Source organism: Lentzea sp. NPDC059081 (assembly GCF_042738015.1).
Classification (GTDB): Bacteria; Actinomycetota; Actinomycetes; order Mycobacteriales; family Pseudonocardiaceae; genus Lentzea.
In genome coordinates this window covers 411194-430032 of record NZ_JBHYGW010000001.1, presented here as the reverse complement: position 1 = coordinate 430032, position 18839 = coordinate 411194, and the positions used below count along the sequence as shown (strand labels likewise).

At 71.9% G+C, this 18839-nt stretch carries 15 protein-coding genes; 7 read left to right on the top strand and 8 right to left on the bottom strand.

The features are described from left to right. The first annotated feature begins 10 nt into the window (after positions 1 to 10). Positions 11 to 553 carry a pyridoxamine 5'-phosphate oxidase family protein gene (locus ACFWV3_RS02075; protein ID WP_382408134.1) on the top strand — a complete coding sequence of 181 codons (543 nt, stop codon included), beginning with the start codon at positions 11 to 13 and terminating at the stop codon, positions 551 to 553. On the opposite strand, the gene ACFWV3_RS02070 is transcribed toward ACFWV3_RS02075, so the two are convergent. Both ACFWV3_RS02070 and ACFWV3_RS02065 read right to left on the bottom strand, forming a co-directional pair. Beyond that, positions 503 to 1789 (bottom strand): M20/M25/M40 family metallo-hydrolase, encoded by a 1287-nt coding sequence (locus ACFWV3_RS02070; RefSeq protein WP_382407207.1) that lies wholly within the window; start codon positions 1787 to 1789, stop codon positions 503 to 505. The genes ACFWV3_RS02075 and ACFWV3_RS02070 overlap by 51 nt on opposite strands. Before the next feature lie 17 nt (positions 1790 to 1806). Next, positions 1807 to 2637, bottom strand: coding sequence for a M55 family metallopeptidase (locus ACFWV3_RS02065; protein WP_382407205.1), 831 nt, complete (start codon positions 2635 to 2637; stop codon positions 1807 to 1809). A gap of 92 nt (positions 2638 to 2729) precedes the next feature. On the opposite strand from ACFWV3_RS02065, the gene ACFWV3_RS02060 reads away from it, so the two are divergent. The 4 genes from ACFWV3_RS02060 to ACFWV3_RS02045 are packed head-to-tail and all read left to right on the top strand — an operon-like array spanning position 2730 to position 7765. Next, positions 2730 to 4454, top strand: a complete 1725-nt coding sequence (locus tag ACFWV3_RS02060) for an ABC transporter substrate-binding protein (protein ID WP_382407203.1) — start codon at positions 2730 to 2732, stop codon at positions 4452 to 4454. 2 nt (positions 4455 to 4456) lie between these two features. Then, a complete protein-coding gene (locus tag ACFWV3_RS02055) occupies positions 4457 to 5407 on the top strand; it encodes an ABC transporter permease (protein WP_382407201.1) in 951 nt (316 codons plus the stop codon). Beyond that, positions 5404 to 6237 carry an ABC transporter permease gene (locus tag ACFWV3_RS02050; protein WP_382407198.1) on the top strand — a complete coding sequence of 278 codons (834 nt, stop codon included), beginning with the start codon at positions 5404 to 5406 and terminating at the stop codon, positions 6235 to 6237. Before ACFWV3_RS02055 ends, ACFWV3_RS02050 begins: the two co-directional genes overlap by 4 nt. Before the next feature lie 4 nt (positions 6238 to 6241). Then, positions 6242 to 7765, top strand: a complete 1524-nt coding sequence (locus tag ACFWV3_RS02045) for an ATP-binding cassette domain-containing protein (protein WP_382407196.1) — start codon at positions 6242 to 6244, stop codon at positions 7763 to 7765. A gap of 290 nt (positions 7766 to 8055) precedes the next feature. Here the strand turns inward: ACFWV3_RS02045 and ACFWV3_RS02040 are convergent, their stop codons facing one another. Next, positions 8056 to 10809, bottom strand: coding sequence for a BTAD domain-containing putative transcriptional regulator (locus ACFWV3_RS02040; RefSeq protein ID WP_382407194.1), 2754 nt, complete (start codon positions 10807 to 10809; stop codon positions 8056 to 8058). 29 nt (positions 10810 to 10838) lie between these two features. Then, positions 10839 to 11240, bottom strand: a complete 402-nt coding sequence (locus ACFWV3_RS02035) for a cupin domain-containing protein (RefSeq protein WP_382408132.1) — start codon at positions 11238 to 11240, stop codon at positions 10839 to 10841. A gap of 44 nt (positions 11241 to 11284) precedes the next feature. Here ACFWV3_RS02035 and ACFWV3_RS02030 point away from each other — a divergent pair, with 44 nt between their 5' ends. Further along, positions 11285 to 12250, top strand: a complete 966-nt coding sequence (locus ACFWV3_RS02030) for a GlxA family transcriptional regulator (RefSeq protein ID WP_382407192.1) — start codon at positions 11285 to 11287, stop codon at positions 12248 to 12250. Between the two features lie 201 nt (positions 12251 to 12451). Then, positions 12452 to 14584 (top strand): choice-of-anchor P family protein, encoded by a 2133-nt coding sequence (locus ACFWV3_RS02025; RefSeq protein ID WP_382407190.1) that lies wholly within the window; start codon positions 12452 to 12454, stop codon positions 14582 to 14584. Between the two features lie 14 nt (positions 14585 to 14598). Here ACFWV3_RS02025 and ACFWV3_RS02020 read toward each other — a convergent pair whose 3' ends face one another. The 4 genes from ACFWV3_RS02020 to ACFWV3_RS02005 are packed head-to-tail and all read right to left on the bottom strand — an operon-like array spanning position 14599 to position 18808. Next, positions 14599 to 15639 carry a GrpB family protein gene (locus tag ACFWV3_RS02020; protein ID WP_382407188.1) on the bottom strand — a complete coding sequence of 347 codons (1041 nt, stop codon included), beginning with the start codon at positions 15637 to 15639 and terminating at the stop codon, positions 14599 to 14601. 33 nt (positions 15640 to 15672) lie between these two features. Then, positions 15673 to 16554 (bottom strand): non-homologous end-joining DNA ligase, encoded by an 882-nt coding sequence (gene ligD / locus ACFWV3_RS02015; RefSeq protein WP_382407186.1) that lies wholly within the window; start codon positions 16552 to 16554, stop codon positions 15673 to 15675. Next, positions 16547 to 17986 carry a non-homologous end-joining DNA ligase gene (ligD, locus tag ACFWV3_RS02010; RefSeq protein WP_382407184.1) on the bottom strand — a complete coding sequence of 480 codons (1440 nt, stop codon included), beginning with the start codon at positions 17984 to 17986 and terminating at the stop codon, positions 16547 to 16549. The genes ligD (ACFWV3_RS02015) and ligD (ACFWV3_RS02010) overlap by 8 nt, the downstream gene beginning before the upstream one ends. Next, entirely contained in the window at positions 17987 to 18808 is an 822-nt protein-coding gene (locus ACFWV3_RS02005; protein WP_382407182.1) for a Ku protein, read from the bottom strand. Between the last annotated feature and the right edge of the window lie 31 nt (positions 18809 to 18839).

The following is an 18839-nucleotide window of genomic DNA, read 5'->3' as shown; positions in this document are numbered from 1 at the left end:
CCGGGACATGATGACGCAGAGCGAGATCGCCGAGGTCCTGTCCCAGCCGCTGAGCCGGGAGCTGCTGCACCGCGACCTGTGCAGGCTGGCGTACGTGGCGAAGGACGGGACCCCGAGGGCGGTTCCGATCGCGTTCGCGTGGAACGGCACGGAGGTCGTGCTGTGCACGTCGAAGAACGCCCCGAAGCTGCATGCGCTCAAGGCGAACCCGGCGGTGGCGCTGACGATCGACACCGAGTCGCACCCGCCGAAGATCCTGCTGATCCGCGGCACGGTCGAGCTCGACGTCGTGGACGGCATCCCGGACGAGTACCTGCAGATGAACGGCAGCTACGAGATGACGGCCGAGCAGCGCGTGGAGTGGGAACGCGAGGTGCGCAGCCTCTACGACGGCATGGTGCGGATCGTGGTCACGCCGACGTGGGCGAAGCTGATCGACTTCGAGACCACGCTGCCCAGCGCCGTGCAGGAGCTCGCCGACCGCCGTGCTGCCCGGCAGCGGTCAGCTCGACAGGAAGCGGTCCAGCACGCGGGCGCCGAACTCCAGGCCTGAGACGGGGACGCGTTCGTCGACGCCGTGGGCCATGGCGCGGTAGTCGAAGCCGGTGGGCAGCAGCAGCGGCGAGAAGCCGTAGCAGTCGATGCCGAGCGTGCTGAACGCCTTGGCGTCGGTGCCGCCGCCCAGGCAGTAGGGCACGACCGCGGCGGACGGGTCCTCGTCGCGCAGCGCGTCGGCCATGGCGGTGAACCACGGGGTGTCGATCGGCGCCTCGACGGCCGGCTGGTGTTCGAGGAACTCGCGGTTCACGCCGGGTTCGAGCAGCGCGTCGATGGTGGCGGTGAGCTCGTCGACGGTGCCGGGCAGGGTGCGGACGTCGACCTGCGCGGTGGCGGTGCCGGGGATGACGTTGACCTTGTACCCGGCCTGCAGCATGGTCGGGGTGGTCGAGCAGCGCACGGTGTTCTCGACGAGTTTGGCGGCGGGGCCGAGTCGGGCGATGGTGGCGTCGACGTCGTCGAGGTCGACCTCCACGCCCAGCGCCTTGCCGGTCTCCACGAGGAACGCCTCGACGGTCGGGGTCAGCCGGACCGGGTGCTCGTGCGCGGCGATCCGCGCCAGTGTGGTGACCAGCGCGGTCACGGCGTTCTGGTCGTTGCGGCGGGATCCGTGGCCGGCGCGTCCGGTGGCGGTGAGCTTCATGTGCGACGTGCCGCGCTCGGCGGTGCCCACCGGGTAGAGGCGCACGCCGTCGACGTCGTAGGAGAACCCGCCGGACTCGCTGATCGCGGCCTGGACGCCGGCGAAGTGGGCGGCGTGGTGCTCGACGAGCCAGTGTGCGCCGTGGACGCCCTGGTCCTCCTCGTCGGCGACGAACGCGAGCACGACGTCGCGGCGCGGGCGGCGGCCCTCGGTGTGCCAGCGGTGCAGCACGGCCAGCGTCATCGCGGCCATGTCCTTCATGTCGACGGCGCCGCGGCCGTGCACGAACCCGTCGCGGACCTCCCCGGCGAACGGGTCGAAGCTCCACTCGGCGGGGTCGGCGGGCACGACGTCGAGGTGGGCCTGGACGAGCACGGCGGGCAGCGCGGGGTCGGTGCCGGGGACGCGGGCGAGGACGTTGGTGCGGCGCGGGGCGGGTTCGAGCAACGTGGGGTGCACGCCGCTGTCGGACAGCACCGCCGCCACGTGCTCGGCGGCCTCGCGTTCGCCCGCGGAGTCGCCTCCGCCGCGGTTGGTCGTGTCGAAGCGGATGAGCTCCGCGCACAGCTGCGCCACGTCCAGCGTCATGCCCGCCACCCTACGTTTCAGCCGTAGATGCCCTCGATCGCCCCGGCCGCGACGTAGGTGACCACCTTGAACGCCTTCATCGCGTCGGTCATGGACTCGGCGTCGAACCCGACGCGGCGCACGTCGAGCTGCTCGACGGTGGGCACGACGGCGGCGGCGTCGGCGAGTTGGCTGGCGTCGAACTCGATCTCGATGCGGTGCGCGGTCAGGCGGGGCCGCACCGGCCCGGCCGACGCCATCGCCCTGCGGGCCGCGGCGGTGATCCGCTCGGCGGTCACGGCGGGCGGCAGGCACAGGGCCGCGTACCGCGACACGCAGTCCTTGACCACGGCGAACTCGACCGACGGCGCGTAGGTGGAGGCGGCCTCGACGCACGTGAGGTCGTCACCGGTGACGAGCAGCACCGGTACCCCGTACTCGGCGGCCAGGGCGGCGTTGAGGTGGCCTTCGGAGGCGGGCACGCCGTCGAGCCACACGCCGGTGATCGAGTTCTCCAGGTAGGTGTGGGCGAGCACGCCGGGGGCGCCGGCACCGGTGTGGTAGCCGAGGAACACCACGCCGGCCACGTCCTCCTGGACGCCCTGCATCATCGACAGGGGTTTGTGGCGGCCGGTGAGCAGCCGCGCCGCGGGGTGGAGGTCCTCCAGCAGCAGGTTGCGCTGCGAGGAGTGGGCCTCGTTGACGAGCACCTCGGTGGCGCCGCCCGCGACCAGACCGGTGACGCAGGCGTTGACGTCACCGGTGAGCAGGCGCCGGAACCGTTGCCACTGCTCGGTACCGGGCACGACGTCCCCGGTCCACGTGACGCCGGTGGCGCCTTCCATGTCCGCCGAGATCAGGATCCGCACATCTCGGTAAGTTAGCGGCGGGCCGCTGGGGAAGAGGGGTTTTCGTGCGGGTGAAGTTGTGCGCGTTGCTTGCGATTGCAACGACACTGGGGGTGGCCGCACCACCGGCGCAGACACAGGCACAGGCGCAGGCGGGAGCTCGGGCGCCGGTCATCCTGAAGGTCGCGATCGTGCAGCAGATCGACTCGCTGAACCCGTTCCTCGCGGTGTTCCAGTCGAGCACGGAGATCAACCGGCTGATGTACGACTACCTGACGGCGTACTCGGCCGACGACCAGACGGTCACCGAGGGGCTGGCGAACAGGTGGGAGCCCTCGGCGGACAAGCTCACGTGGACGTTCACCGTGCCGCAGGGCAAGAAGTGGTCCGACGGGCAGCCGATCACCGCGCGGGACGTCGCGTTCACCTACAACCTCATGCTCACCGACGAGGTCGCGCGCACCGCGAACGGCAGCTTCGTCACCAACTTCGCCTCCGTCACCGCGCCCGACGACCGGACCGTGGTGATCAGGACCAAGGCGCCGCAGGTCACGATGCTCGCGCTGGACGTCCCGATCGTGCCGGAGCACGTGTGGGCGAAGGTCGGTGCGATCAAGGACTACGCCAACGACCGGGGGCCGGTCGTGGGCTCCGGCCCGTTCGTGCTGACCGAGCACGTGCCGGGGCAGTTCATCAAGCTCAAGGCCAACGAGGACTACTGGCGTGGCGCGCCGAAGTACGACGAGCTGCACTTCGTGTACTTCCAGAACTCCGACGCCGCGGTGCAGGCGCTGGGCAAGGGCGAGGTCGACCTGGTCAACCGGATGGCGCCCGCCCAGTTCGACTCGCTCGAGGGCAAGGCGGGCGTCACGCGCAACTGGGCGCAGGGCCGCCGCTTCACCGAGCTGCTGGTCAACCCCGGCGCGCAGACCCGCACCGGCGACCCGGTCGGCGACGGCAACCCCGCGCTGCACAAGGTCGAGGTGCGCAGGGCGATCGCGCAGGCCATCGACCTCGACGCGCTCGTGCAGCGGGTCAACCACGGCTACGCGGAGAAGGGCGCCGGGCTCGTGCCGCCGGTGTTCTCGACGTGGCACTGGCAGCCCGAGCAGCCCCGCGGGTTCGACCCGGCCGCCGCGAACGCCGCCCTCGACGCGGCGGGCTACCCGCGCGGGGCCGACGGCACCCGTTTCGGGCTGCGGCTGGTCGGCCGGGCCGGGCGCGCCTACGACGAACAGGCCGCCGAGTACCTGAAGCGGTCGATGAGCGACATCGGCATCCCGCTGGACGTGCGGCTGGTGTCGGACAACCAGCTCAACGAGGCGACCACCGCGGCGACCTACGACCTGGCGTTCTCCGGGTGGGCGACCAACGTGGACCCGGACTTCGTCCTCGGCCTGCACACGTGCGCGCAGCGGCCGGGCGCGGACGGCAAGGGCGGCACCACCGACGCCTACTTCTGCGACGCCGCCTACGACGAGCTCTACGCCCGGCAGCTCTCGGAGTTCGACGAGGCCAAGCGGGTGGAGCTGGTGAAGCGGATGCAGGCCCGCTTCTACGACCAGGTGCCGTCGATCGTGCTCGCCTACGACAACGCGCTGGAGGCCTACCGCTCCGACCACTTCGCGAAGTTCACGACCCAGCCCGCGCAGAACGGCGTGATCATGGCCCAGAACGGCATGTGGGGCTACTACCGCGCCGAACCCGTCGCGCAGGCGGCTCCGGCCGCACGGGGGTGGGGCGGGATCGCGGCGTTCTGCGCGGCGCTCGGCGCGATGGCGATGCTGGTCGCGGTCTACGTGCGCCGGCGGCGGGCCACGGCCGGGGAGCGCGAGTAGCGGTGCGGCCGGCCGGTCGGCTCGGTGGTGCCGCGCTCAGCCTGGTGATGGTGGCGGTGCTGGGCTTCTTCCTGTTCCGGGTGGTGCCCGGCGACCCGGTGGTGTCGATGACGCGCGGGCGTCCGACGACGGCGGCGGCGCAGGCGGAGCTGCGGGCGCAGTTCGGCCTGGACCGTCCGCTGCACGAGCAGTTCTGGAGCTACCTCACGTCGTTGCTGCGCGGTGACCTGGGCACGTCGTTCACGTTCCGCCGCCCGGTGGCGGAGGTGATCCTCGACCGGCTCGGGCCGACGGTGCTGCTGGTCGGCACGTCGACGCTGGTCGCGGTGCTGCTCGGGCTGTGGCTGGGCGTGCGGGCGGGGTGGCGGCGGGACTCGGTGTTCGACCGGGTCACGACGGGGGTGTCGCTGACGTTGTGGGCGGTGCCGACGTTCTGGCTCGGCATGCTGCTGATGATGGCGACCGGGGACCTGTTCCCGTCGCGGGGCATGCGCGACACCGACACGGCACCGGACTTCGTGTCGCAGTCGCTGGACGTGGCGCACCACCTGGTGCTGCCGTCGGTGACGCTGGTGGCGGTGGTGTGCGCGGAGTACGTGCTGGTGATGCGGTCGTCGTTGCTGGCGGAGACGACCGCCCCGTACCTGGTGACGGCGCGGGCGAAGGGGCTGCGCGACGACCTGGTGCGCCGCCGCCACGCCGTGCCGAACGCGGTGCTGCCGGCGATGACGCTGGTGTTCCTGCGGTTCGGGCTCGTGGTCGGCGGCGCGATCACGACGGAGACGGTGTTCTCCTGGCCGGGGCTGGGATTGTTGTTCTACGACGCGCTGACCGGCCCGGACTACTTCCTGTTGCAGGGGCTGCTGGTGGTGACGGCGGGCGCGGTCGTGGTGATGAACCTGCTGGCCGACCTGCTGCACGGGGTCCTGGATCCACGGGTGAAGGTCGTATGAGAACGATCGAGAGGCTCGGCGCGCACCGGGCCGGGGTGGCGGGCGCGGTGGTGCTGGCCGTGGCCGCGGTGACGGCACTGGTCGCGCCGCTGCTGATCCCCGCCGACGCCCTGGACGTGACGCGGGTGTCCGACGCGGCGTGGCAGCCGCCGGGCGCCGGGCACTGGCTGGGCACCGACCACACGGGCCGGTCGGTGGCGTTGCTGGTGGTGCGGGGCACGGGGACGTCGTTGTTCGTCGGGCTGACGGCGGCGGTGCTGTCGGTGGGCATCGGCGCGCTCGTCGGGGTCCTGAGCGGGCACTTCCGCGGCCTGGTCGCGGGTGCGTTGCTGCGGGTGACGGACTTCTTCCTGGTGCTGCCGTCGCTGGTGCTGGCGATCGCGTTGTCGACGGTGCTGCCGCGGGGGCTGGGCACGATCGTCCTGGCGATCGGGCTGACGAGCTGGCCGTCGACGGCGCGGATGGTGCGGGCGCAGACGCTGACGACCGAGGCCCGGCCGTTCGTGGAACGCGCGCGGGCGCTGGGCGGCGGTCACGTGCACGTGATCACCCGGCACGTGGTGCCGTCGGTGGTGCCGCTGGTGCTGGTGAACGCGACGCTGGCGGTGGCGTCGTCGATCGTGGCGGAGTCGACGCTCGCGTTCCTCGGCCTGGGCGACCCGACGCGGATCTCGTGGGGCGCGATGCTGCACCAGGCGCAGCTGCACGGGGCGGTGCCGCAGGGCGCGTGGTGGTTCCTGCTGCCGCCGGGGCTGGCGATCGTGGTGGTCGTGCTGGCGTTCACGCTCGTCGGCCGCGCCCTCGAAGCCGTCGTGGCGCCGGAGAGGTGACCGGGTGCTGGAGCTGAGGAACCTCACCGTCCACTACGGACACAAGCGGGTCGTCGACGACGTGTCCCTGACGCTGCCGCCCGGCGCGACCCTGGGGCTCGCGGGCGAGTCGGGCTCGGGCAAGTCGACGGTGGCGATGTCGGTGCTGCGGCTGCTGCCCAAGACCGCCAGGGTCGACGGGGAGGTCCTGCTCGACGGCGAGGACGTGCGGGCGATGTCGTGGGGACGGCTGCGGGCGGTGCGGTGGGCGTCCGCGTCGATCGTCTTCCAGGGCGCGATGCACTCGCTCAACCCGGTGCGGCGCGTCGGCGACCAGATCGCCGAACCCCTGCGCCTGCACGGCACACCGGGCGACGTCGCCGCACTGCTGGAGCAGGTCGAGCTGCCCGCGGCGAAGGCACGCGCGTACCCGCACGAGCTCTCGGGCGGGCAGAAGCAGCGGGTCATGATCGCGATGGCACTGGCGTGCGGGCCGCGGCTGGTGATCGCGGACGAGCCGACGACGGCGCTGGACGTGCTCGTGCAGGCCCAGGTGCTGGGCTTGATGACCCGGCTGGTGGCGGAGCAGGACCTCGGGCTGCTGATGATCAGTCACGACCTGTCGGTGCTCGCCGAGACGTGCGACGAGCTCGCGGTGATGTATCGCGGCGCCCTGGTCGAACGCGGCCGGACCCGCGAGGTGATCGCACACCCGCGCCATCCGCACACGGCGGCGCTGGCGGCCGCGTTCCCGGTGATCGGCGACCCGGCCCACCGCTGGACCGAACCCACGCCCGAACCAGAGCCGCTGCTGCGGGTGCGGGACCTGGTGGTCGACTACGGCCGCACCCGCGCGGTCGACGGCGTGGACCTCACGGTCGGGCGCGGGGAGATCGTGGCGCTGGTGGGCCAGTCCGGCTCCGGCAAGACGACACTGGCCCGCACCATCATGGGGTTGCGGACGCCGACCGCCGGCCAGGTGCTCTTCGACGGCGCGCAGGTGCCGTCGCGGGGCCGGGCGCTCAAGGCGTTCCGGCGGCAGGTCCAGCTCGTGCTGCAGGAACCGGCGAGCGCCCTGAACCCACGCCACCGGGTGTACGACGCGGTGGCGGAGGGACTGCGCGTGCACGGCCTCACCGACGACGAGCAAGCGCAGGTCACGGCCGCCGTGGAACGGGCCGAGCTGCGGCCGGCGAGCCTGTACCTGGACGCGCTGCCGCACGAGCTGTCCGGCGGCCAGCAGCAGCGCGTGGTGATCGCCGGAGCGCTGGTGCTGCAACCGCGCCTGCTGGTCGCCGACGAACCCGTCGCCTCCCTGGACGCCTCGGTGCGCGGCGAGATCGTGGCGCTGATTCTGCGGTTGCGCGCCGAACTCGGCCTCGCGTCCTTGCTCATCACGCACGACCTGGGTCTGGCGTGGCAGATCGCCGACCGGGTGGTGGTGATGCACGAGGGGAAGGTCGTGGAACAGGGCCCGGCCGAGCAGGTCCTGCTCGCCCCCTCGCACGAGTACACGCGGGCGCTGGTGCGCGCGGTGCCGACGGTCTGAGAACCACCGGGTGTCGCTGACGCCTGCCGAGATCGGGCGGCGCCGACGGCTGGCCGGCGCGGAACGACCTGGGCCGCCCGCCCAGGGTCCTCGCCTCGACCCCTCGTGTGGACACGACGGCGGTGGGCGGTACCTGGCGGCCGACCATGCTCGCACCGGTGAGCGCCCGGACAGCGTGGAACGCCCCAGGCCGCCCGGCCTCCCCCCACCGAACCAGCGGAGGTGACGGGACCGGGACCACGTGCCGACGTCGTGCCGGGCCCGCAGGCGGTGCCGCGCCGGGCGGCGGGTCACGGCGCGGGCAGGGCGTCGAGCTCCGCACGCGCGGCGGTCTCGGTCACCCGGTTGCGCTGCCCGACCGCACGGCGCAGCGCCTCCTCGAAGTGCCGGCGCGCCAGCTCGGGGTCGGCGGCGTCGCGGGCGATCCGGCCTCGTTCGAACGCGATCCGGCAGCGCATCTCGTCCGGCCCGTACCAGCCTCCCGGGGTCAGCTCCCACGCCGCGTCGCACTGCGCGGCCGCGGCGGCGAGGTCGCCGTCGAGGCGGGCCAGCTCGGCCAGTCCGACGTGGCAGCTCGCCGCCACCAGCGGTGCCCCTGCCCGCCGCGCCACGCGCAGTGCCTCGGCGTAGTCGGCGCGCGCCCCGGCGGGGTCGTCGGCGTGCAGCCGGACGTTGGCGCGGTTGACCAGCGCCTCGGCGGTGTCCTCGGTGGCGCCGAGCTCCTCGAGCAGGGCGCGGGCGCGTTCGACGTGACGCAGCGCGGCGGCGGTGTCCCCGGCTCCGAGGGCGAGCTCGGCGAGCTGGCTGACCGCGAGCGCCACGCCCCACCGGTCGCCGACCCGGTCGAACCCGTCCGCGCCACGGCGCAGCAGCTCGGCCGCGCGGACGGGCTCGCCCTGCTGCCAGGCGACCAGGCCGTCGCCGACGAACGACAGGGCCGCGCTCCAGGCGTCGGTGCCGACCATGCGGTGGCGGCTGTGCCAGGCGGGCGACTCGGTCTCCGGGGCGCCCATGGCCATGCCCCACATCATCGTGAGGATCGGGTACCGGGGCGGTCCGTCGACCGCGGCCAGCAGCGCGTCGGCCTGGCGTTGCCGGGCGGACTGGTCGCCGGTCGCCACGGGCCACGCGATCAGCAGGCACATCGCGTACTCCTGCCCGTACCCGGCGGGCGGGGTCTCGCCGCACGCGCGCAGCACGGTCTCGGCCCGTTCGGCGGCTTCGGTGCGCAGCCCGCGGCACCAGTAGTAGGTCGCCAGCACCGCGACGAGCTCCAGCGCGAGGACGACGTCGTGCTCGACGGCCCACGTGATGGCGGCGGTGAGGTTGTCGTGGTCGGCGCCCAGTGCCCGCAGCCAGTCGAGCTGGTCGTGGGCGCGCAGGTGCGGCTCGGCCTCGCGGGCGCGGGCCAGGAACCAGCGGGCGTGCCGTTCCCGCAGGTCGGGTGCTCGGTCCAGGCAGAACGCGCGGATGGTGTCGAGCATCCGGTACCGGTCGCCGCCGATCTCGACGAGCGACTTGTCCACCAGCGAGGTCAGGGTGTCGACGTCGGCACCGGTGACGCTGACGACGGCGGCGAGCGACGCCCCGCCGGAGAAGACGGTGAAGCGGGCGGCGAGGTCGCGTTCGGCGTCGTCGAGCAGGTCCCAGCTCCACTCGACGACGGCGTGCAGCGTGCGGTGCCGGGGCGCGGCGGTGCGGCTGCCCCTGGACAGCAACCGGAACCGGTCGTCCAGGCGCGCGGTGATCTCGGCCAGCGGCAGGGTCCGCACGCGGGCGGCGGCCAGTTCCACGGCGAGCGCGATGCCGTCCAGCCGCCGGCAGACCTCGGCGATCACCCCGGTGGGGGCGGTGAAGCCGGGTCGGACGGCCTGGGCGCGGTCGAGGAACAGCCGGGTGGCGGACTCGTCGTCCAGGGCGGCGACGGGGCTGAGGACCTCGCCGGTGATGCCGAGCGGTTCGCGGCTGGTGGCGAGCACGCGCACGTCCGGGCACGCCGCGAGAACGGTGCCGAGCACGCGTGCGGCGTCGTCGACGACGTGTTCGCAGTTGTCGACGACCAGCAGGATCGCGCGGGTGGCCAGCGCGGCGGTCAGCCGGTCCTCGACGCGCACGGGTGCGGTGCCGGCAGGGGCGGGGGTGAGCAGCCCGGCCTCGCGGACGCCGAGGCCGTCGAGCAGGGCGCGGGCGACGTCGGTGGTGGCGCTGAGGTCGACGAACGCCACCTCGCCGGCGTCGCGGCGGGCGACCTCGACGGCGAGGCGGGTCTTGCCGGTGCCGCCGGGCCCGGTCAGGGTCACCAGCCGGTGCTCCCGCAGCCACGTCGTCACGCGGCGCAGGTCGTCGTCGCGGCCGACGAAGCTGGTCAGCTGGGCGGGCACGCCCCGGTGCGGTGCCGTGGCGCGCAGCAGGTCGAGGTGGGCGGCGGCCAGCGCGGGGGAGGGATCGACACCGAGCTCGTCGGCCAGCAGCGCCCTGCCCTCGGCGAAGATCCGCAGGGCTTCCGGGGTGCGGCCGTCGTGGTGCAGCACGCGCATCAGCGCCGCCCGCACGTCCTCGCGCAGCGGGTGCCCGGACAGGACTCGGCGGAGGTCGTTTTCGGTCCCGCCGGAAAGTGTGCAGTTGATGAGCACTTCTGTCAGGCGCTGCCGGGCGTCGGCGGCGAACGGGGCGTCGACGTCGGCCAACGCGGTGCCGCGCCACAGTTGCAGCGCCTCGGCACCGCGTCCGGCGTCGAGCAGGCGCACGCACCGGTGGGCGTCGACGTCACGTGGGTCGGCGACGAGCCGGTAGCCGGCCGGGTGGTGCTCGACCAGCAGTCCCGGCACGGTCCTGCGCAGCCGGGAGACCTGGGACTGCAGCGCGTTCGCGGCACCGGCGGGCGGCTCGGGGTAGAGGCCGTCGACGAGCCGGTCGTGCCCGACGATCCGGCCCGCGTCCAGCGCGAGCATGGCGAGCAGGGCCCGTTGCCGGGGTGCGGCGACGGTGATCACCGCTCCCGCGTCGTCGTGCACCTCGACCGGCCCCAGCACCCCGAACCTCACACCGCGTGATTGTTGCGCACCGGCCGGTGTCAGGAGGCCAGTTCGTGCCCGGCGGTCGAGTCGACGTGGGCGGGGACGTCGTCGTGGTCATCGCCGGTGGTCATCGTGCCGGTGGGTTCGAACATCAGGATCGACGCGCCGTGCGGGGCGGTCGGCCGGTGGTAGGTGCCGCGCGGCACGGTGAACACCGCTCCGCGGGCGAGCACGACGGTGCGTTCCCCTGCCGGTTCGCGCAGGGCGATGTGCAGCTCGCCGTCCAGGACGAGGAAGAACTCGTCGGTGTGGTCGTGCACGTGCCAGACGTGCTCGCCGTGGACCTTGGCGACGCGCACGTCGTAGTCGTTGACGCGGGTGACGATGCGGGGGCTCCACAGGGCGTCGAAGGAGGCCAGTGCGGTCGCGAGGGTGATGGGTTCGGTCACGCCCACCAGCCTGGCCGTTGCCGCCCGGCGAGCGTGAGTGCTAGGAATCGCACATGCCGCAAGAATCCTCGCACCGGGTCGTGGTGATCGTCGACGAGAACTCCAACCCGTTCGAGCTCGGCTGCGCGACCGAGATCTTCGGCCTGCGCCGCCCCGAGCTCGGCCGCGACCTCTACGACTTCCGGCTGTGCTCGGCCCACCCGGCCACGGCCATGCGCGACGGGTTCTTCACCCTCACCGGCGTCGACGGCATCGAGGCGGCCGACACCGCGGACACCCTGATCGTCCCCAACCGGCCCGACGTCGCCACCCCGCGCGACCCGGCCGTGCTCGGCGCGATCCGCCGCGCCCACGCCCGCGGCGCCCGCCTGGTGGGCTGCTGCAGCGGCGCGTTCACCCTCGCCGAGGCCGGGGTCCTCGACGGCCGCCGGGCCACCGCGCACTGGCAGTGGGCCGACGAGTTCCGCGCCCGCTTCCCGGCCGTGCGACTGGAACCGGACGTGCTGTTCGTCGACGACGGCGACATCCTCACCTCCGCCGGCAGCGCCGCCGCCCTCGACCTCGGCCTGCACCTCGTGCGCCGCGACCACGGCGCCGAGATCGCCAACTCCGTGAGCCGACGCCTGGTCTTCGCCGCCCACCGCGACGGCGGCCAGCGCCAGTTCGTCGAACGCCCGGTGCCCGACCTGCCCGACGAGTCCCTCGCCCCGCTGCTGGCCTGGGCCCAGGAACACCTCGACACCGCGCTCACCGTCACCGGCCTCGCCACCCGCGCGAACGTCAGCCCCGCCACCCTGCACCGCCGCTTCCAGGCCCAGCTCGGCACCACCCCGCTGGCCTGGCTCACCGGCGAACGCGTCACGCTCGCCTGCCGGCTGATCGAGCTGGGGGAGCCGCGCCTGGACGTCGTGGCCCGCCGCACCGGCCTGGGCACCGCGGCGAACCTGCGCGCGGTCATGCGCCGCGAGACCGGACTGTCCCCGTCGGACTACCGCCGCAGGTTCGGGCCCACGGGCTGAAATCTCAAGCCGCCGAAGGACTGGACTCCGGGCACGAACCGCCCATCAGCCGACTACTCCGCACGCCTGCGCACCATACCGCCGATTGGTCCAACCGGGTCGTTGATGGACGCAATCCGGTGACCGCCTGTATCTGCTCCGCGACGTGGGGTTCTCTGTTCATCGGGTCGGGGGACCCCCGCACCATTCGAGCGGAGAACCATGAGACGCACCATCACGGTCACGGCCGCGTTGACGGCCACCGTGGCACTAGCCATCCCAGCGCACGCGGCCACCGGCAACCTGCCCGGCGGCACCAGCATCGGCGTCACGATCACCAGCCCGGCGAACAACTCCGTGGTCGTGCCCGGCCCGGTCACGGTCACCGGCAAGGCCTCGATCGGCACCGGCGTCGCCGTCGTCGACACCGCACTGACCTACGTGCTCGACGTGTCCGGCTCCACTCAGACCAACGTCGCCGCGGGCTGCGGCGGCGACCAGAACGGCGACGGCCAACCGGCCACGATCCTCGACTGCGAGATCGCCGCCGCCAGGGCCCTCAACGCCAAGGCCGCCGTGCCCAACACCGTCGTCGGCAACGTCGGCGCCGCCGTGTTCGGCGCCAGCGGCCAGTCCGCCGACGTCAGCTCCGCCCCCGGCGACCAGAAGGTCGTGGCCCCCGGCGCCGACGTCAACGGCAACGGCACCACCGACATCTCCGAAGCACTCGGCAGCGCCTTCATCGGCGGCGGCGTGAACCTCTTCACCGCCCGCAACGCCGGCGGCAGCACCAACTTCGTCGGCGGCCTCAACGCCGGCATCGCCTCCGCCACCGCCGCACCCCAGGCCCGCAAGCTCATGGTGTTCTTCTCCGACGGCGGGTCCACCGACGGCGGTACCGTCGACGCCGCCCTGCAGCAGGCCGTCTCCGCCGGCATCAAGATCTTCACCTTCGCCGTGTCCAACAGCGCCGCCTGCAACAACGCCGGCACCCAGGGCTCCCTGCGCGAGATCGCCGAGACCACCGGCGGCACCTGCACCGAGGTCCCGAACGTCGCCCAGCTGCCCGACGTCGTGCCCGGCGTCATCGCCTCCAAGCTCACCCAGCTCACCCTCAAGGTCGACAACGGCGCCGACATCCCGATCACCTCGATCACGCCGGCCCTCCCGCAGGACGGGCCCGCGACCGTCGACTACACCGTCGGCACCCCGGCCCTGACCCCCGGCACGCACCAGCTGTGCGTCACCGCTCGCGGCACCGACGGCGGCGGAGCCGGTGACGTGACCGAGTGCACCACCGTCAAGGTCAACGCCCCGCCCGTCGTCAAGCCCGGCGGTCCGTACGCCGGCCAGGAAGGCACCGACGTCGGCCTCGCCGGCACGGTCACCGACCCCGACGGCCCCTCGCTGACCACCGCCTGGACCGCCGCACCGCAGTCCGGCGTCGACGCGGGCGCCACCTGCTCCTTCGGCGACGCCGCCGCCCAGACCACCACGGTCAAGTGCACCGATGACGGCGTCTGGACGCTCACCCTCACCGCCAACGACGGCCTCAACCCGCCGGTCGCCACGACCACGACGCTCACGCTGACCAACGTCGCCCCGCAGGCCACCCTCACCGCCGACAAGACCCTGGTCACCCGCGGCACCACGGTGAACTTCACCGCGCCGTTCACCGACATCGCCACCAACGACAAGCACACCTGCACCCTGAACTTCGACGACGGCAGCCCCACCGTCAACGGCACCGTCGCCCAGGGCGCCGGGAGCGGCACCTGCACCGCCGCCCGCACGTTCACCGCCCTCGGCCCGCACACCGTCCTGGTCACCGTGACCGACGACGACGGCGGATCCGCCACCGCCACCGTCAAGGTCGTCGTCTACCTGCGCGGTGAAGCGTGGGCGCTGTCGGCCACCGGCCTCATCGGCGTCACCAAGACCCCGCACGCCCAGTGCCCGCCCAACGAGGACAAGACCGTCGCCACCGTGAACGTCGCCGGCCTCGCCTCGGTCAACGCCCTGCACGCCGACTGCACCCTCGACCCGAACACCGGTCGCACCGTCGCCCAGGCACGGGTGGAGGGAGCCAGCCTGCTCGGCGGGCTGATCACCCTCAACGCCATCGAGGCCAAGTGCGTCAGTGACGCGAACGGCATCACCGGCTCGTCCAAGGTCGGCACCCTCAACGGCCAGCCCATCGGCACCGGACCCGCCACCATCGGCATCCCCGGCGTCGCCACCGTCCACCTCAACGAGACCACCACCGGACCGAACGGCCAGCTCGTCCAGAACGCCGTCCGCGTCCGCACCCTGCTCGGACAGGAGATCATCCTGAGCGCCTGCCGCCTCGGCTGACCGGCCGAGCCTGATCAGGCCAGTGCCCGCAGGATGATCCTCTCGACCACGCGCGTCTTGGCGTCGGCGTAGTCCTGGACCCTGTCCCAGGACTCGCTCGCCAAGGCGCGCTTGGTCCGTTCGTACTCCGCCCGCGCCCCGTCGTCCGAGCGCAGGAAGTCGCGGAACACCAGCATCCGGTCGATCTCCTCACAGGCGGGGGAGAAGACGTGCAGGTTCACGTCCGGCGCCTCGTGCCGCTTGAGCAACCGGTGCTCGTGCCAGCCGTGCTCCCGCAACCGCAGGTAGTAGCCCGCCCGCTCCAACGCCGGCACGTAGGCGTCCTCGTCGTCCGAGTCCGGCACCACCAGCAGGACGTCGATCAACGGCTTCGCCGCCAGCCCCGGCACCGACGTCGACCCGCAGTGCTCCAGCCGCACCACCGTCTCACCCAGCGCGCCGCGGATCCGGTCCTCCTCGACCCCGTACCACTCCGGCCACGCGCGGTTGTAGTCCTCCAGCACGATCGAACCGCCGCGGGCCGGCACCTCCGTCACGAACTCCACGTCGTCCGACGGCACCCGCCACGCCAGATACGCGCGCTCGAGGATCTCCAGCACCACCGCGTTCTTCGCATCCGCGTAGTCCTGCACCCGCACCCAGTCCGACTCCGCCAGCTTCCGCTTCGCCGACGCGTACAGCTCCCGGTCCTCCCCATGGGCCCGCAACCAGTCCCGGAACATCAGATGCCGCCGCACCTGCGCACACCCGCGCGAGAACACGTGCAGGTTGATGTTCGTGTCCGGCCCCTTGAGGATCCGGTGGTCGTGCCAGTCGTCCTCGCGCACCACCACCCGGTAGCCCGCGGCCTCCAACGCCGGCACGTACGACACCTCGTCCGCCGCGTCCGCCACCACCAGCATCAGGTCCACCACCGGCTTCGCGCACAACCCCGGCACCGACGTCGACCCCACGTGCTCCAGCTCCGCACCCGGCAACGCCCCCAGCACCCGCACGCGTTCCCGTTCGAACAGACCCGGCCAGGCCGGGTCGTACTCGGCGAGCTCGATGTTCACGGCAAACCCCCTCGTAGGCAGTCGGCCAGAATATCAACTCCCGAACAGCTCACCCGCCGCCGCGACCCGCTCCAGCACCTCGTCCGCCGTGAACACCAGGTCCTCCACCACCTGGCACTCCTCGACCTCGTCCCACGTCACCGGCGTCGACACCGCCGGCCGCTCACGGGCCCGCAACGAGTACGGCGCGATCGTCGTCTTCGCCGTGTTGTTCTGCGACCAGTCGATGAACACCTTCCCGGTGCGCTGCGCCTTCGCCATCGTCGCCACCACCAGCGACGGGTTCTCCTTCGCCAACCGCAGCGCCACCGCCTTCGCGTACTCCGACGTGTCCTTCGCCGGCGCGTACGCGTACACCTGCATGCCCTTGTTCCCCGACGTCTTCGCCCACGCGTCCACACCGTCGTCGTCGAGCACCGTCCGCACCAGCTCCGCGACCCGGCAACACTCCACCACCGTCGCCGGCGCCCCCGGATCCAGGTCGAACACCAGCAGGTCCGGATCCCGCTTGCCCCCGCGCGGCCCCACCGTCCACTGCGGCACGTGCAGCTCCAACGCCGCCAGGTTCGCCAGCCACACCAACGTCGCCAGCTCGTCCACCAGCACGTAGTTGACGGTCTCGTTGCCCTTCGTGCTCCCCGGCGACTCCAGCCGCACCGTCCGCACCCACTCCGGACGGTGCTCCGGCGCGTTCTTCTCGAAGAACCACTTCCCGTCCACACCGTTCGGATACCGCTTCAACGTCACCGGACGATCCTTCAGGTGGGGGAGCAGCACCGGCGCGATCCGCGTGTAGTAGTCGATCACCTCACCCTTGGTGAACCCGAACTCCGGATACAGCACCTTGTCCAGGTTCGTCAGCTTCACCAACCGGTCCTCGACCCGCACCGAGACCTCTTTCGGCGACTCACTCAACCCGACGCACCTCCCCGGGAGACTTGTCCGGCCGCAACCCCCGCCACGCCGGGAACCGCATCCGCCCGTCCGGCGTCCACTGCCGGAACACCACCTCCGCCACCAGCTCCGGCTCCACCCACTTCGCGCCCTTGGACCTCTCCCTCGGCATCTCCGTCACGAACGGCGACGACCGCCGCGCCAACGCCTCCAACCGCGGCGTCAGCACCGCCAGCTCCGCATCGTTGAACCCCGTGCCCACCGACCCCGCGAACGCCAGCCCGTCACCCCGCGGAATACCCAGCAACAGCGCCCCGATCACCCCCGCGCGCTTGCCCTCACCCATCCGCCAGCCCCCGATCACCACCTCCTGCGCCATCAGGTCGGTGATCTTGCGCCACACCGGCGACCGCGTCCCCGGCTGGTACACCGAGTCCAGCCGCTTCGCCACCACGCCCTCGAGCCCCTGCTCCCGGCTCGCCGCCAGCACCGCCGCCCCGTCCTCGTCGTAGGACGGGGGAGTCAGCCAGTTCTTCCCCCGCAGCTCCAACCCCCGCAACAGCTCACGCCGCTGCCGGAACGGAAGATGCAGCAACGACGTGCCGTCCAGGTGAAGCAGGTCGAACAGCAGCAACGTGACCGGGAACTGACGAGCAGCCCGGCGCGCGGCATCGGACCTGCTCACGTGCATCCGGTTCTGCAACGCGCTGAAACTCGGCCGCCCGTTCTGCAACGCCACGATCTCCCCGTCGAGCAACGCCTCCGTCGACCCCAGCTGCTCACCCACACCCTGCAGCTCCGGATACGCCACCGTGATGTCGTTGCCCAGCCGCGACCACCCCTGCACCCGGCCACCCTCGACCCGCAAAATCGCCCGCACACCGTCCCACTTGAACTCGTACGCCCACTGCTCGTCATCGTCGTGGGGGAGCGGACCCGGCACCGCCAGCATCGGCTTGAGCTGCTCCGGCAACACCTGCCAGTCCGGCCGCGCCGCCGCGTGCCGCCGCTTCACCATCCAGTTCTTCCCGTCCTTCCCCGACCGGAAGAACACGAACTGACCCTCGACCCGACGACCGCGCAGGACCACGTCCACCTCGCGGTCCGACCACTTCACCGTCTCGTAGCGACCGCTGTCCCAGATGAACATCTCGCCGCCGCCGTACTCGCCCTTCGGAATCTCACCCGAGAACTCCGCGTACTCCAGCGGATGGTCCTCCGTGTGCACCGCGAGCCTCACCACGTCCGTCGTGGGCGGCAACCCCTTCGGCACCGCCCACGACACCAGCACACCACCACGCTCCAGCCGCACATCCCAATGCAAGCTCGACGCGTGATGCTCCTGAATCACGAACGTGTCGTCATCGCCCCGAGGAAGATCCCCAGCACCAGGCACGGGCTCCGGCGTCCTCGCCGGATCCCGCTTGCGCCGGTACTCGTCGAGCCCGGCCATCTACGCCGACGAAGCCTTCTTCTTGGGCGGCGCCTTCTTCGCCGACTTCCGCCCCGCCTTCGCCTTCTCCACACTGCGCTCCAGAGCCGTCATCAGGTCGATGACATCACCCTTGTCCTCGGCCTCCGGCTGCTCGGGCAGCTCCGCACCCTCCGCCTTCGCCGCGATGACCTTCTCCAGCGCATCCCGGTAGTCGTCCGTGAACGTGTCCGGATCGAAGTCCCCGGCCATCGACTCCACCAACGACGTCGCCATCTTCAACTCCTGCGGCCGCACCTCGACGTCTTGGTCCAGGAAGTCGAACTCCGCCTTCCGGATCTCGTCCGGCCACAACATCGTGTGCATCACCAGCACGTCATCACGAGCCCGGATCGTCGCCAGCGTCTCCTTCTGCCGGATCGTGATCTTCACGACCGCCAGCTGACCCGTCTTCACCAGCGCATCCCGCAGCAACACGTACGGCCGCGCCGCCGCCTTGTCCGGCTCCAGGTAGTACGTCTTCTGGAAGTAGATCGGATCGATCTCCTCCGCCGGCACGAACTCCAGCACGTCGATCGACTTGTCGGTCTTCACCGGCAGCTTCTCGAAGTCCTCGTTCTCCATGATCACCATCCGGCCGTCGTCCAGCTCGTAGCCCTTGGTGATGTCCGAATACTCGACCTCTTCACCGCACACCGAACAGACGCGCTTGTACTTGATGCGCCCGCCGTCCTCCCGGTGCACCTGGTTGAAACGGAAGTCGTGCTCCTCGACAGCCGTGTAGAGGCGCACGGCGATCGTCACCAACCCGAAGGAGATGGCCCCACGCCACACGGATCTCATTCTCATTGGGTACCCCTGAAATGCGGTTTTC

Excerpts from the sequence above, each read along its gene's own strand:
- ACFWV3_RS02070 (WP_382407207.1), bottom strand. The coding sequence starts at position 1,789 with ATGACGCTGGACGTGGCGCAGCTGTGCGCGGAGCTCATCCGCTTCGAC.
- ACFWV3_RS02075 (WP_382408134.1), top strand. The coding sequence starts at position 11 with ATGACGCAGAGCGAGATCGCCGAGGTCCTGTCCCAGCCGCTGAGCCGG.
- ACFWV3_RS02050 (WP_382407198.1), top strand. The coding sequence starts at position 5,404 with ATGAGAACGATCGAGAGGCTCGGCGCGCACCGGGCCGGGGTGGCGGGC.
- ACFWV3_RS02025 (WP_382407190.1), top strand. The coding sequence starts at position 12,452 with ATGAGACGCACCATCACGGTCACGGCCGCGTTGACGGCCACCGTGGCA.
- ACFWV3_RS02030 (WP_382407192.1), top strand. The coding sequence starts at position 11,285 with ATGCCGCAAGAATCCTCGCACCGGGTCGTGGTGATCGTCGACGAGAAC.
- ACFWV3_RS02005 (WP_382407182.1), bottom strand. The coding sequence starts at position 18,808 with ATGAGATCCGTGTGGCGTGGGGCCATCTCCTTCGGGTTGGTGACGATC.
- ligD (WP_382407184.1), bottom strand. The coding sequence starts at position 17,986 with ATGGCCGGGCTCGACGAGTACCGGCGCAAGCGGGATCCGGCGAGGACG.